The sequence below is a fragment of the Ruegeria sp. R13_0 genome, from assembly GCF_017743995.1.
Classification (GTDB): domain Bacteria; phylum Pseudomonadota; class Alphaproteobacteria; order Rhodobacterales; family Rhodobacteraceae; genus Ruegeria.
This window is the reverse complement of sequence record NZ_JAGHRB010000004.1, coordinates 188,527-201,801: the sequence shown is the minus strand read 5'-3', so window position 1 is coordinate 201,801 and position 13,275 is coordinate 188,527. Positions and strand designations below refer to the sequence as shown.

Annotated in this window: 12 protein-coding genes; 3 read left to right on the top strand and 9 right to left on the bottom strand. The window is 61.8% G+C overall.

The features are described from left to right. Window positions 1-47: 47 nt before the first annotated feature. Together J7394_RS07080 and J7394_RS07075 are read left to right on the top strand one after the other, a co-directional pair. Window positions 48-2,381: an aldehyde dehydrogenase family protein gene (locus J7394_RS07080; RefSeq protein ID WP_209251887.1), complete on the top strand. Its 2,334-nt coding sequence runs from the start codon at window positions 48-50 to the stop codon at window positions 2,379-2,381. A 25-nt stretch (window positions 2,382-2,406) separates the two neighbouring features. After that, the gene (locus J7394_RS07075) at window positions 2,407-3,216 is read left to right on the top strand and encodes an SDR family oxidoreductase (protein WP_170692073.1); all 810 of its coding nucleotides are present in this window, start codon (window positions 2,407-2,409) and stop codon (window positions 3,214-3,216) included. A 52-nt stretch (window positions 3,217-3,268) separates the two neighbouring features. On the opposite strand, the gene J7394_RS07070 is transcribed toward J7394_RS07075, so the two are convergent. The 8 genes from J7394_RS07070 to J7394_RS07035 form a co-directional block, all read right to left on the bottom strand. Continuing rightward, window positions 3,269-3,433, bottom strand: a complete 165-nt coding sequence (locus J7394_RS07070; protein WP_170379318.1) for a hypothetical protein — start codon at window positions 3,431-3,433, stop codon at window positions 3,269-3,271. 212 nt (window positions 3,434-3,645) lie between these two features. Further along, entirely contained in the window at window positions 3,646-4,950 is a 1,305-nt protein-coding gene (locus tag J7394_RS07065; RefSeq protein ID WP_209251885.1) for a pitrilysin family protein, read from the bottom strand. Continuing rightward, on the bottom strand, window positions 4,947-6,287 hold the full coding sequence (locus J7394_RS07060; protein WP_209251884.1) for a pitrilysin family protein: 1,341 nt from the start codon (window positions 6,285-6,287) through the stop codon (window positions 4,947-4,949). Before J7394_RS07060 ends, J7394_RS07065 begins: the two co-directional genes overlap by 4 nt. An 82-nt stretch (window positions 6,288-6,369) precedes the next feature. Continuing rightward, the gene (locus tag J7394_RS07055) at window positions 6,370-6,885 is read right to left on the bottom strand and encodes a DUF3035 domain-containing protein (protein ID WP_209251883.1); all 516 of its coding nucleotides are present in this window, start codon (window positions 6,883-6,885) and stop codon (window positions 6,370-6,372) included. A gap of 50 nt (window positions 6,886-6,935) precedes the next feature. Continuing rightward, window positions 6,936-7,406: a signal peptidase II gene (lspA, locus tag J7394_RS07050; protein ID WP_209251882.1), complete on the bottom strand. Its 471-nt coding sequence runs from the start codon at window positions 7,404-7,406 to the stop codon at window positions 6,936-6,938. After that, window positions 7,406-8,995: a bifunctional phosphoribosylaminoimidazolecarboxamide formyltransferase/IMP cyclohydrolase gene (gene purH, locus J7394_RS07045; protein WP_209251881.1), complete on the bottom strand. Its 1,590-nt coding sequence runs from the start codon at window positions 8,993-8,995 to the stop codon at window positions 7,406-7,408. Before purH ends, lspA begins: the two co-directional genes overlap by 1 nt. A gap of 22 nt (window positions 8,996-9,017) precedes the next feature. Then, window positions 9,018-10,757, bottom strand: a complete 1,740-nt coding sequence (locus J7394_RS07040) for a heparinase II/III family protein (RefSeq protein WP_209251880.1) — start codon at window positions 10,755-10,757, stop codon at window positions 9,018-9,020. Between the two features lie 90 nt (window positions 10,758-10,847). Beyond that, window positions 10,848-12,104, bottom strand: a complete 1,257-nt coding sequence (locus J7394_RS07035) for an RsmB/NOP family class I SAM-dependent RNA methyltransferase (protein ID WP_209251878.1) — start codon at window positions 12,102-12,104, stop codon at window positions 10,848-10,850. A gap of 90 nt (window positions 12,105-12,194) precedes the next feature. Between J7394_RS07035 and J7394_RS07030 the strand changes: the two genes are divergently transcribed. Further along, entirely contained in the window at window positions 12,195-12,377 is a 183-nt protein-coding gene (locus J7394_RS07030; protein WP_170643653.1) for a DUF1674 domain-containing protein, read from the top strand. A gap of 4 nt (window positions 12,378-12,381) precedes the next feature. Here the strand turns inward: J7394_RS07030 and J7394_RS07025 are convergent, their stop codons facing one another. Next, window positions 12,382-13,236, bottom strand: a complete 855-nt coding sequence (locus tag J7394_RS07025; protein ID WP_209251876.1) for a LysR family transcriptional regulator — start codon at window positions 13,234-13,236, stop codon at window positions 12,382-12,384. Window positions 13,237-13,275 lie beyond the last annotated feature (39 nt).

Sequence of the window (13,275 nt, the reverse complement as noted above, 5' to 3'; positions counted from 1 at the left end):
CCTGTGGCTGATGTCAGGACAGTGAGTATTTGGGAAAAGATGAAGTCATGAGCGTGAAAGAGATTTTTGAGACCATGGACTATGGCCCGGCCCCTGAAAGCGCGGCTGAGGCGCTGGCCTGGCTGGTCGATCAGGGTGACGCGTTCGGTCACTATATCGACGGGAGTTTCACCAAACCGGGCAAGGGGTTCGAAAGCCGCAACCCCGCGACCGGAGAGGTGCTGGCCAAGCTGACCCAGGCCAAGCAGGCTGATGTGGACGCCGCCGTCGCCGCTGCCCGCAAGGCACAGCCAAAATGGGAGAAGCTGGGCGGCGCAGGCCGGGCGCGGTATCTCTATGCCATTGCGCGGCTTTTGCAAAAACACGCGCGCCTGTTCGCCGTGCTGGAGAGCATGGATAACGGCAAGCCAATCCGGGAATCGCGTGACATCGACATCCCTCTGGCGCAGCGGCACTTCTACTATCACGCCGGTATGGCGCAATTGATGGAGAGTGAGTTGCCCGATGCCGAGGCCTTGGGCGTGTGCGGGCAGATCATCCCGTGGAACTTCCCCTTGCTGATGCTGGCCTGGAAAATCGCGCCCGCGCTGGCGATGGGGAATACGGTGGTTCTGAAACCGGCCGAGTATACCTCGCTGACCGCGCTGCTGTTCGCTGATATCTGCTCGCAGGCTGGGCTGCCCAAGGGCGTCGTCAATATCGTGACCGGAGACGGCGCTGTGGGCGAGATGATCGTAAACGCGGACGTGGACAAGATCGCGTTTACCGGCTCGACCGTTGTGGGGCGGCGTATTCGCGAGGCGACGGCTGGATCGGGCAAGGAACTGACCTTGGAGCTGGGCGGAAAGTCCGCCTATATCGTGTTCGACGACGCTGATATCGATTCAGCCATCGAAGGTCTGGTCGATGCGATCTGGTTCAATCAGGGGCAGGTCTGCTGTGCAGGGTCCCGCCTGCTGGTGCAAGAGGGCATTGCCGACCGCTTTCACAACAAGCTGCGCGCCCGGATGGACGGCTTGCGCATCGGTGATCCGCTGGACAAATGCATCGACGTCGGCGCGGTTGTGGACCCGGTTCAGTTGCAGACGATCAAAGCCATGGTCGACAGCAACACCGCAGGCCATGTTCACCACGCGGCCTGCGAGCTGCCGGAAAACGGCTGCTACTACCCGCCCACGCTGATCTCGGGGCTCGAGACCTCGGACCCGCTGATGCAGGAGGAGATCTTTGGCCCGGTTCTGGTCTCCTCGACCTTCCGCACCCCGGCTGAGGCCGTGGAATTGGCCAACAACACCCGCTACGGACTGGCCGCGACGGTCTGGACCGAGAATGTGAACCTCGCGCTGGATATCGCGCCCAAGCTGGTTGCGGGCGTAGTCTGGGTCAACGCCACCAATCTGTTCGACGCCGCCGCGGGGTTCGGCGGTATGCGCGAAAGCGGCTTTGGCCGCGAAGGCGGTTGGGAAGGGCTGGCGGCCTATACCAAGCCCAAGGGTAAGGCGAAGGCGCTGACAAAGGTCGAGGCGACCATGGGCGAAGGTGCCTCGGTCGACCCCATCGACCGCACCGCCAAGATGTATGTGGGCGGCAAGCAGGCGCGGCCGGATGGCGGGTATTCCAAGCCTGTCTGGGGCAAGGCAGGTCTGTTGGGTCACGTGGGTTTGGCCAACCGCAAGGACGTCCGCAACGCGGTTGAGGCCGCCGCTGGCGCGAAAGGCTGGTCCAAGACCACCGGTCATCTGCGGGCACAGATCCTATACTATATCGGCGAAAACCTCTCGGCCCGCGCGGGTGAATTCGCTGCCCGTATCGACGCCATGACCGGCAAGAAAGACGGCGTGAAAGAGGTCGAAGCCTCGATCCAGCGCCTTTTCACCGCAGCCGCCTGGGCCGACAAATATGACGGTCAGGTGCATGGCGTTCCGATCCGGGGCGTGGCAATCGCCATGAAAGAACCCGTCGGCGTGATCGGCGCACTCTGCGCGGATGAGGCACCTCTGCTGGGTCTGGTCTCGGCGATGGCGCCTGCGATTGCGATGGGGAATCGGGTGGTCCTGGCCGCATCCGAGCCGTATCCGCTGGCCGCCACCGATTTCTATCAGATCCTCGAGACCTCGGACGTGCCCGCCGGTGTGGTCAATATCCTAACCGGCAGCCATGCGGAATTGGCGAAACCACTGGCCTCACACCTGAACGTGGATGCGGTCTGGTCCTTCTCTTCGACGGATCTCTCGAAAGAGATCGAGGTTGTCTCAGCCGGGAACCTGAAACGAACCTGGGTCAATAACGCGACGGCATTTGACTGGAGCATGGACCATTCCCGCCGCTTCCTGCAGGCTGCGACCGAAGTGAAAAACATCTGGGTGCCCTACGGCGAGTAGGGCTCCCGCATCACGGGAGGCCCACATGGACTTTGCAAACAAAACCGTCATCGTCATTGGCGGCACCAGCGGTATTAACCGGGGGATTGCCGAGGCCTTTGCGGCCTCGGGCGCCAAACTTGCCGTTGCCAGCCGTTCACAAGAGAAAGTGGATGACACGGTCGCTGCGCTGAAAGCGGCAGGCGCGGCAGAGGCCATCGGTGCGGCGTTTGACGTGCGCGATCCGGACGCAGTGGCGGCGGGGTTGAAACAGTTCCATGACGCGTTTGGCGATTTCGACGTTTTGGTATCCGGCGCGGCAGGGAATTTCCCGGCGCTGATGTCCGAGATGTCGGTCAATGCGTTCAAAACCGTTGTCGACATCGATCTGATGGGCACCGTTCATGTTTTGAAAGGGGCTTATCCTTACCTCAAACGGCCCGGTGGCAGCATCATCAACATCTCGGCCCCGCAATCCTATCTGCCTTACGAAGGGCAGGCGCATGTCTGCGCGGCCAAGGCGGGCGTTGATCAGATCACCCGAACCTTGTCCATGGAATGGGGCGTCGAAGGCATCCGTGTGAACTCGGTCGTGCCTGGTTTTATCGAAGGTACTGAAGGGGCCAAGCGCCTTGCGCCAACCCCCGATGCGGGCGAAGCGCTGCGCAAGGACGTTCCATTGGGCCGTTGGGGCCAACCGCAAGACGTGGCCAACGCCTGTCTGTTCCTCAGCTCTGATATGGCCAGCTATATCAGCGGCACAGTCATGGCGGTTGATGGAGCCTTGTATCAGCGCGGCTCGGGCAAGTTTGGCCAGATGATGGGTCAGATGCTGCGGGCGGCGAAAAAGGGCTAAAGCTTGAAGGCTGAATGCTCAGCCGTAGGGTTTTGTTTCGGCTACAGCTAGCTCAAGAGCTTCTGAAATAAATCCCTGCGGCAACCAGCAGCGAGGTCAGCACGCCGGCCACTACGTAAAGTGCAAAGGCGCTGAGCAGGGATTGGCCAAGAATCAGAGCGGCAGCAAAGGTCAGCAACCCCGCAACTGTTCCCAATCCCATAATCGCAACTACCATAGCGTCACTATCCATCCCAAGCTGTGACAAGAGATGAGGACCAAAGGAATCCCCTCTCTCATCCCGATTACCACAGAATTCTCGACATTTCTGGCTAAAGTATGGCCAAGACGCGTTAACGGTTGGTTAAGGCGGAGAGTTGCCGATCCGGTAAGCGGCGCATCGCTTGCTATCAATGGGTCTACTGCAAGCCAAGCGCAGGGGGGACGGCGTCAGCCATCCACCCCTTCGGGTTTTCCGACGATGGTGAAGTGTAGGCCTTCCGGGTCCAGCAGTTCGGACGCCACGCGATTGATCTCTTCCAGCGTCACCGCATTCACCTTGTCGTTGCGCGTCGCGATATAGTCGATCGGCAAACCCTGCATTTGCATCCCGACCATGATCCCGGCAATACGGCCGTTGCCATCAAACCGAAGCGGATACGCGCCGGTCAGATAGGTCTTGGCGTCGTCCAACTCCTTCTGGGTCACGCCCTCGGACGCTGCTCGGGCCCATTCGTCGCGGATTACCTCGATGGCTTCGGCGATGCGATCATTGGAGGACGAAACTGAACCCAAATAGACTGAGGCCAGGTCCTTGGGCGCCAGATAGGAATAGACACCGTAGGTCAGGCCGCGCTTTTCGCGCACCTCTTGCATCAGGCGGCTTTCGAAACCGCCGCCGCCAAGGATGTGATTCAGGACAAAAGCAGCGAAGAAATCAGGATCGTCACGGTCGATCCCTTTCTGCGAGAACAGCGCCACGGATTGCGGCGTGTCGAATTCGACCACGCTTACGCCACCCTCGATTTGAACCTCGGCTTTGTCCGGGATCGGTTTGCCGGTCTCGGGTAGGTCCAACAGCAACGTATCCAGCAGCACGCCCAGTTCCTCGGCTGTAATATCGCCGACAGCGCCCACATAGAGGCGATCCTTGGCAAATACGCTCTCATAAGCGGTGACTACATCATCGCGCGTCAGGGCCGCTACGGTTTCAAGCGTGCCTTTGCCCTCGGACCCGTAGGGATGATCGCCATAGGCCATAGCGGCAAAGCTGCGACCGGCGATATCGTTCGGGTCGGTCTGGTCCGAGCGCAGGCCGGACAGGATCTGCGCCTTCACACGTTCCACCGCGTCCTCGTCAAAGCGCGGCTCAAGCAGTGTTGTGCGCAGCAGATCAATCACCTCGTCCCGGTTTTCGGTCAGGAAACGGGCCGAGATCGAAACCGAGTCGTCTCCGGCATTGTAGGTGAATGAGGCGGCCAGCGACTCCAGCTCGCGCGCATAAGTGCGGGCATCCATGTCGCCCGCGCCTTCTTCGATCAGGCCGCTCATCAGGTAAACCGCGCCGCGCTTGTCAGGGTCATCCAGCGAGGTGCCACCGCGAAAGCGCAGCTCGAGCGCCGCGAAGGGGATCGAATGATCCTCGACCAGCCATGCGGTGATGCCGCCGGGCGAGGTGACCTCCTCAATCTTGATCTCGGCCCATGCGGGAAGCGCGATGACAAAGGCGATCAGGGTTGCGAAGATGCGTTTCATTGGGTCACCTCATCATCCTTCATCAGCCAGCCGGTGACCGAGCTTTCCAGTTGCAGAACCTCGCGGGCGGCGGCGATGATTTCATCCCCGGTCACGGCCTGCAGGACGTCGGGCCAGGCCTGTACATCCTCAACCGTCAATCCGCTGGTCAGGGCACGGCCATAGCGGTTGCCGATGCCGTCCACATTGTCACGGGCATAGGTCTGCGAGGCGCGCAGCTGCATCTTGATCCGATCAAGATCTTCTTCGTTCACCCCCTCGGCGATGAACTCGGCCACAACACGATCCATGGCATCCTCGGCCTCTTGCAGCGAGACACCTTCGGCGGGAACAACCAACAGGTCAAAGGTGGTGTCATCCAGTGAGACCCCCCGGTAGAAGGCGCCTGCATAGGTAACGACCTGATCTTCGAATTGCAGTTTCTCGTTCAGATAAGAGGTCGTGCCGCCCCCGAGCAGTTCAGCCAATAGAAACAGGGCTGCCGCTTTCTCCTGTGCGCCCGGATCGCGTTCCGGGGCGAGGTAGCTGCGCTGCACATAGGGCTGCGACACACGTGGGTCTTTGTAGGTCAGGCGACGTTCCGCCGTTTGCGGGGGCTCCTGCGAGCGGATGCGTTCCGGCAGGTCCGGGTTGGCCGGGATCACGCCGTAATACTGATCCGCAAGGCTGCGCACCTCGTCCGGGTCGACGTCTCCGGTCACGACAAGGATGGCGTTATTGGGGGCATAGTGGGTCTGGTAGAAGGACAGCGCGTCCTCCATGTCCAGCGTCTCCATCTCATGCCGCCAGCCGATGATCGGGACGCCGTAGCGGTGGTTGAGGTACTGCGCCGCGTTCATCTGCTCGCCAAACAGCGCGCGCGGGTTGTTGTCCGTGCGTTGGTTCCGCTCTTCCAGAATCACGTCGCGTTCGGTGGCAATATCGTCTTCAGACAGGCGAATATTCCGCATCCGGTCCGATTCCATCTGCATCATCAGCTCCAGCCGGTCGGCCGCGACGCGCTGGAAATAGGCCGTGTAGTCGTAGGAGGTAAAAGCGTTGTCATTGCCCCCATTGGCCGCAACCGTGGCCGAGAACTCGCCCGGAGCCAAAGTATCGGTGCCCTTGAACAGCAAATGTTCGAGGAAATGCGCCACGCCGGATGACCCGATCGGCTCATCTGCCGATCCGGCGCGATACCAGACCATGTGCTGCACAACCGGCGCGCGGTGATCCTCGACCACAACGACATCCATGCTGTTGTCCAAAGTGAAGGTTGTGACCGCCTCTTTCCCGTCCTCGGCCAGGACCGGGGTGGCTGCCATCAGGGCGGCAGATAGTGCCAAAGCCCGAACCATGGGGCATCCTCCGTTTCGTTTCTAGACTTCAAACTACGGTGGTGCCCGGCGGGATCAAGGGAGATGACAGAAAGTTAAAGAATTATTCATTCGGAGGTGAAGACGGAGTCTCAACCCCCGCGCGGCGGGCAGCGTCGGTCTCGGCGTAAGGATCGATCGACTGACGTTCGTAAACCTGCTGGTAGCGGTCGACCGGGAACAGGCGCAGACCGGTCCAGCGACCACGGCGCTTGCGGAAAGCTTCGTCGTCAGCCTCGACCACGGCGCGCGCGTTTTCAGGCACGCCGTAGCGGCTTGAAGCGGTCACCAATGCAGCATCCGACGATGGGATCGCCGCATTCGGGTTCAGCGCCGACGCGTTGCCCCCAAGGGCCACCACGGCGTCTGCGTTCGGGTTCGGATCCGTCAGGTTGCCACCGCCCGGTGTGGGGGCCGGTAGAAACGCATAGTCCTTGGGCTGGGTCAGCGGTTTGACCGGCAGCACGGAGAACTCATCCGGACCGTCCCCCGGAGGCTGAAGGTCGCGCAGGCCGGGGTTGTTGCAACCTGCAATGGCTGCACCAAGGATCATGGCAAGTAAGGCGCGCGACAACCGCATCAGAGTCTCCAACCTGTTTCAGGTGCTTTTAACGCATCTCATCGGGCGCGTCACGAGGCCTTTTTACTGTCGAACAACACAAGCCCGATGGCACCGGCAAAGATGAACACATCGGCCAGATTGAACACGAAGGGATTGTCGATACCACAACAGGACATGTTCAGGAAATCCAAAACATAGCCATAGAGCACCCGGTCAACCACATTGCCAAGCGCCCCGCCGATCAGCAGCCCGCCGCTTAGCAGCATCACCTTGGTCGGGGCCGACCGCCACAGCCAGATCGCAACCGCGATACATACGGCCACGGAAATGCCAATCAGAACCCACCGCGCGGCGTCGGAATTGCCTTGAAACAGGCCAAAATTGATACCGCGATTCTCGCCGTATTTGAAAACCAGCAGCGGCGGCAGCACCTCGATATTGCCCTCGGCCACGCGCATCACGTGTACGACCAGATATTTGCTGATCTGGTCGATCAGAAACGCCGTCAGCGCGGCCCAGAGCAGAAGACGGCTGCGCATCAGTGGCGGAAGTGGCGCATGCCGGTGAAGACCATGGCCAAACCGGCCTCATCCGCCGCCGCGATCACTTCGTCATCGCGCATCGAGCCACCGGGTTGAATTACGCAGGTGGCACCGGCCTCGGCGGCTTCCATCAGACCATCAGGGAAGGGGAAGAACGCATCCGAGGCCACGGCGGAGCCGATGGTCAGCGGCTGCGGCAGTCCCAGCACATCAGCCATGCGCTCGGCTTTCTTGGCCGCAATCAGCGCCGAGTCGACGCGGCTCATTTGGCCCGCACCAACCCCGACGGTCGCGCCGTCCTTGACGTAGACGATAGCGTTGGATTTGACGTGTTTGGCGACTTTCCACGCAAACAGAAGGTCTCGCATCTGTTCGTCGGTCGGCGCTTTCTTGGTGACCACTTTCAGGTCATCCATGCCGACAAAGCCGTTATCCTTGTCTTGGACCAGAAGGCCACCGGCCACCTGACGCACGGTTTTCCCTCCTGCGGTCACGTCCGGCAGACCCTCAGTCGTCAACAGGCGCAGGTTCTTCTTGGCGGCAAAGATCTCCTTGGCCTCATCCGAGGCACCGGGGGCAATGACGACCTCGGTGAAGATACCGGTGATCTCCTGCGCTGTCTCCGCGTCCAGAGGCTGGTTCAACGCGACGATCCCACCAAAGGCCGAGGTCCGGTCGCAATCGAACGCCGATTTATACGCGTCCAGAAGTGTCGCTCCGGTGGCGACACCGCAGGGGTTGGCGTGTTTGATAATCGCGCAGGCGGCAGTGTCGGCAGGGTTGAACTCGGCAACCAGTTCAAAAGCTGCGTCGGTGTCGTTGATGTTGTTGTAGCTCAGTTCCTTGCCCTGATGCTGCACGGCGGTCGCCACGCCGGGGCGGTCGGTGCCATCGGTGTAGAACGCCGCCTGCTGGTGGCTGTTCTCGCCATAGCGCAGGGTCTGTTTCAGCTCACCGGCAAAGGCACGGCGGCGCGGAGCGTCAGTGGCCAGCGCATCAGCCATCCAGTTCGAAACAGCTGTGTCATAGGCTGCAGTGCGGGCATAGGCCGTCTGCGCCAGACCCTGACGGAACGCGTAAGAGGTCTGACCATCGTTTGCCGCTAGTTCAGCCAGCAGCGCGTCATAATCCTGCACATCCACAACCACGTTCACAAAAGCATGGTTCTTGGACGCCGCGCGGATCATCGCCGGACCGCCGATATCAATATTCTCGATGCAGGTGTCATAATCGGCCCCTTTGGCCACCGTCGCCTCGAATGGGTAAAGGTTCACGACCAGCAGGTCGATCGCACCAATGCCATGTTCTTCCATGGCCGCCACGTGGCTGTCATTGTCGCGCAGCGCCAGAAGGCCGCCATGCACCATCGGGTGCAAGGTCTTGACCCGGCCATCCATCATCTCGGGGAAGCCCGTGATCTCGCTGACGTCCCGAACCTCAAGCCCCGCATCACGCAGGGCCTTGGCGGTCCCCCCGGTGGACAGCAGCTCAACCCCACGCTCGGCCAGCGCCTTTCCCAGCTCGATCAGCCCGGTCTTGTCGGAAACGGAAAGCAACGCGCGGCGCACGGGGTGAAGGTCGGTCATGGGTCCAAAGGTCCTTTTGGCGTCAGTCGAATTCGGGTTCGTCCCGGTGCATGTCGCGCACGGCATAGGCTGTATCCTGCGCCTTGCTCAACGTCCACTGGATGCGCGTCGCATACTCCATTGCGCGGCCAGATAGAACGATCTGTTTTGTCGCGCGCGGCTTTAAACGCCCTTTTTCAAGGTAAACGCTTGGCTCGACGGACAATTTTCCCACGCCATCATGGCGGAAAACCCAGATCTCACCGCTTTTGAGGGCCATCGACACCGCCGAACCTCCGAGATCCACGGCCGCATCCACATCCGGGTGCAGGTGGAACCGGATGTCGAACCCGACACCTGCAAGGCCCGAGGCATCCATCGCCTTGTCAAACTGCCGCTTGGACTTGTCGCTTGTGGTCAGCAGGATGTCCTCGCCGGTCAGCTCACGCCCGTCAAAGCGCAGCTCGAACGTGCGGGCGTGGGTCAAGCCGAAAACCTTGGTATAGCCGTCTTGGCCGACCATGAAGCGGATGCCCTCGAACGCGTCCTCGAAATCCACAGGGACGTCTTGCGGCGCATCCACCAGCGCCTGCCGCTCGCTGCCCGTCACAGGTTTGGCGAGACGCGCGCTGGAATACCCATCCAGACAGAGCGTGGAATGAGACGGGGTGGCCCGTCCCGCCCGGCGCCAATCCAGTCCAAAACTGGCGCCGGAGCCACAATTCACGATCAGCGGACGCCGGCCCGAGGTCAGCTCAAACGCCGTGGTCGAGGCATGCGCGTTCAACGAGGCCGCGCCAACGGGCGGTGGGCTGGCATCCACAATCACCGTCGTGCGGGCGGCAGAGAGCCGGGCAAAACCCATGGGCAATTCCGTTGCCGCCTTGTGTTTGACTCCGCTTTGGGCCAACGCCTGTTCCAACCGGCCTTCGACCCCGCGCCCGCCGCCATGGAACCGGGCCAGAGCGCCATCCGCATGGCGCAAACTGCGCAGGGTGGGCGCAATCCGCTTGATCGCTGCGGCCTGCGCCACCGGTGTGCCACGACCAAGATCGCTGAGGGCGGCAGAGGTCCAGCCGAGTAGCGTAAACACCTCAAGCAGCTCTTCGGGGTTGCGCGTCGGGATGCCGCCCTGTTTGTCGACCTGCCGTTCGCATTCGCGCGCCAACGCACGCAGGGCGGGATCGGCCATCCCCTCCAGCCCCTGCAAGGCCAATCCAGCCTGAACCAGACCAGCCAGTGCCTCGAACCTTGGCAAACCCGGCGTTGCGGCATGGGCCCGTTTCGACAGAAACCATGTTTGTTGCGCGAGAGACCGGAAAAACAGTTTGCTCTGCGCCTCATCTGCGCCGCGCAGCAAGAAGGACGCATGATTTATCCAGCGCATGACGCGCCGTCCGGTCAGATCGGGAACCCATCCCGGCCCTTGCCCGCGCCCATGCGCCTCGATCCAGCCCCAGACCCAGCGCTGCGCCTTGTCTCGCGCCCGCATATCCCCGACAGCCGCCAGATCATCCAGCCAGGCAAAGCCGTGCCTTTCATCGTCAAAACCCAGACTGGGGGCCGTGACCTCCCACAGGCCAGTATCTTGCGCCTCGACGAGATATCCGGAGAACAGCAGGTTGCCCGCCACCAGCTGACGACCACGGGCAAAAGACCCAACCGTGCGCGGTTCGGGCTGCGTGACAAACCCCGTGACCGCCTTTTGCCTTTGGCTCAGGCGCGCATAGAGACGGTTCTGGAACCGCATCCACCGGCTGGTCATGGTGTCCGTATCTGACATGACGCTCGTTACTCTGCCTCTTGCGCTCTGCTGGCGCTTGAGACCCAACGATAGACCGCGCCGATCGTCAAGTCATCGAAAAGCATGCGCTCAGGCGGATTTGTTCAGACAGGCGATGTAGAATCCATCCATCCCGCCGCGATCGGGCCAATAATCGGGCCGCAGACGCAGGCCGCCTTCCTCGGTGATCCAGTCCGGTTCAACCCCGTCGCGCTTCAACGCGTCGCGATCCACGGACATGTCCAGGTACATCTCCAGCGACTCTTCGACCTGCACCTCGCCCTCGTCAGGCAGCAAAGAGCAGGTGCAATAGACCAGCCGCCCGCCCGGCTTGAGCAGGCTCCAGGCATGGGCCAGCATCTGGGTCTGCAGCTCGATCAGACCGCCGAATTCCGAGCCGTCCTTGGCAAAGGGCAGATCCGGGTGGCGGCGGATCGTACCGGTCGCCGAACAGGGCGCGTCCAGCAGGATCGCATCATACTGACCCTGATGTTCCAGTGCGTCGCCTGCGATGACAGTTGCCTCCAACCCGGTGCGAATGAGGTTTTCCCGCACCCGCTCCAACCGTTGCTCCGATATATCCAACGCCGTCACCTCGGCCCCAGTAGCCGCCAGTTGCAGCGTCTTGCCCCCCGGTGCGGCGCAAAGGTCGAGGATTTTCTCACCGGCTTGTGGGGCCAGCACGCGCACCGGCATCGCCGCTGCCGCATCCTGCACCCACCAATCGCCCGATTTGTAGCCCGGCAAACCCGAAACCTGCCCCGCATCCTGCACGCGCATTGACCCGGTCGGCAGCACCTGACCCGGCGCATCCGAGCCCGGCTTGACCGTCAGATCCAGTGGGGCGGCTGCGAAATGCGCCTGCTCCATGCCTGCAACGGCCTCTGTCCCCCAAGCCATGACCAGCGGATCACGCAGCCAGTCCGGCAGACGCGGCACGCGCATCTTGGGCCAAGCGTCTGGCCCTTCGGCGGCTACCTTGCGCAGCACCGCATTCACCAATCCCTTGAGACGCCCATGCTTGCGTGAGCGGCCAACAATTTCGACCATGGAATTCACCACACCATGGGCGGCCTCGCCGTGGCACAGCTCGACCGCGCCAAGACGCAAAGCGTTGTAGACGGTCAGCGCCGGGGTACGGTTGAGGTGATTGTCGAGCAGCCGGTCCGCGCGCTCGAGCCCGCGCAGGGTTTCCAGCGTCAGGCGTTGCGCCCGCGCCCGGTCTTCGGGGGCCAGACGGTCCAGCGCGCCTGCGGCCAGACATTCGGACAAAAGCCGCCCTTCGCCCAAAATCTGATCCAGCAGATAGATCGCGCTGCGTCGCGCCGCTGTTGCATTGTCGGACATGGAACCGCCTTTTGATGTGCTTGTGGTCCGCATTGCCTTTGGCGGACGGTGGCGTATATCAAGACCGTGACCGGAAAGGAACCCGATGTCATGAGTGACGACACCAAAGATCTGCCGCCCGCAGCCCAGCGCGCACTGGCCGAGGCCGCCGAGCGCCGCCGCAAGGCCGAAGCCGAAGCAAAAGACATGCCGAAAGAGCTGGGCGGGCGTGATGGCCCGGACCCGGCGCGTTATGGCGATTGGGAGAAGAAGGGCATCGCCATCGACTTCTGATGGCTCATGCCCGCAGCGCTTGCAGGAAATCGTCCAACAACGCGCGCTGCTTTTTCGATTTGGCCCGATCCTCGGGCCATGTCAGCCAATAGCCATCCTTGGTCTTCAGCTCTGGCAGGTCGAGCCTGCGCAATCGCCCCGACTGCAAGCTTTCAGCAGCGAGGGGCACTGATCCCAGAACAACCCCTAGTCCCTGCCGCGCGGCCTTCATAGCGTGCCCGACGGAATCAAAGCTGATCCGGCCCTGCGGCAGGTCCTTGATCCCTGAACCCTGCGCCCAATCCTGCCAGCCGGGCCGCTCGCCCCGCAGATCAATCAACGGCGCACCCCATGATACATCCGGCGCAGCCATCGGGGCCAGCACCTCGGGCGCGATCAGCTTGGCCTTGCGCCCCGGCCAGACACCGCGACCGTAGCGGATTTGCAGCCATGTCCGCTCCTCCTCCAGCGACGTTCTGCGTGTCACCGAATCCGTCATCACCCGCACCTTGGGCCGCATGTTCAGAAAGGCAGGCAAGGCTGGCAGAACCAGTGCGTGGATATGTGAGGAAAGCCCCGCGACCCGAAGCTCTCGTGGGGATTTGCCGAACAGATCTTCGGTGTTCCGTTCCAGCGCCTGCAGGCTGTCTTGCACCAGCGGCAGATAGCTTTCGCCTTCGATGGTTAGCGACACGCCCCGCGCCTCACGCACAAAAAGCATGCGCCCGAGCCATGCCTCAAGGTTGCCGATCCGCTGGCTGACCGCCGCCTGAGTCAAACCGAACTCACGCGCAGCGGCCGAGAAACCGCCGAGTCGACCAGCCGCCTCGAACACCCGCAGCCAGTCCAGAGGCGGCAAACCGATCTTTTCCTTAGTCATTAGAAAAACCAACCCTCAGACGAAATAAGCATTAATTGT

Coding starts and splice junctions, on each gene's coding strand:
- J7394_RS07080 (WP_209251887.1), top strand. CDS start 48: ATGAGCGTGAAAGAGATTTTTGAGACCATGGACTATGGCCCGGCCCCT.
- J7394_RS07075 (WP_170692073.1), top strand. CDS start 2,407: ATGGACTTTGCAAACAAAACCGTCATCGTCATTGGCGGCACCAGCGGT.
- J7394_RS07070 (WP_170379318.1), bottom strand. CDS start 3,433: ATGGTAGTTGCGATTATGGGATTGGGAACAGTTGCGGGGTTGCTGACC.
- J7394_RS07065 (WP_209251885.1), bottom strand. CDS start 4,950: ATGAAACGCATCTTCGCAACCCTGATCGCCTTTGTCATCGCGCTTCCC.
- J7394_RS07060 (WP_209251884.1), bottom strand. CDS start 6,287: ATGGTTCGGGCTTTGGCACTATCTGCCGCCCTGATGGCAGCCACCCCG.
- J7394_RS07055 (WP_209251883.1), bottom strand. CDS start 6,885: ATGCGGTTGTCGCGCGCCTTACTTGCCATGATCCTTGGTGCAGCCATT.
- lspA (WP_209251882.1), bottom strand. CDS start 7,406: ATGCGCAGCCGTCTTCTGCTCTGGGCCGCGCTGACGGCGTTTCTGATC.
- purH (WP_209251881.1), bottom strand. CDS start 8,995: ATGACCGACCTTCACCCCGTGCGCCGCGCGTTGCTTTCCGTTTCCGAC.
- J7394_RS07040 (WP_209251880.1), bottom strand. CDS start 10,757: ATGTCAGATACGGACACCATGACCAGCCGGTGGATGCGGTTCCAGAAC.
- J7394_RS07035 (WP_209251878.1), bottom strand. CDS start 12,104: ATGTCCGACAATGCAACAGCGGCGCGACGCAGCGCGATCTATCTGCTG.
- J7394_RS07030 (WP_170643653.1), top strand. CDS start 12,195: ATGAGTGACGACACCAAAGATCTGCCGCCCGCAGCCCAGCGCGCACTG.
- J7394_RS07025 (WP_209251876.1), bottom strand. CDS start 13,236: ATGACTAAGGAAAAGATCGGTTTGCCGCCTCTGGACTGGCTGCGGGTG.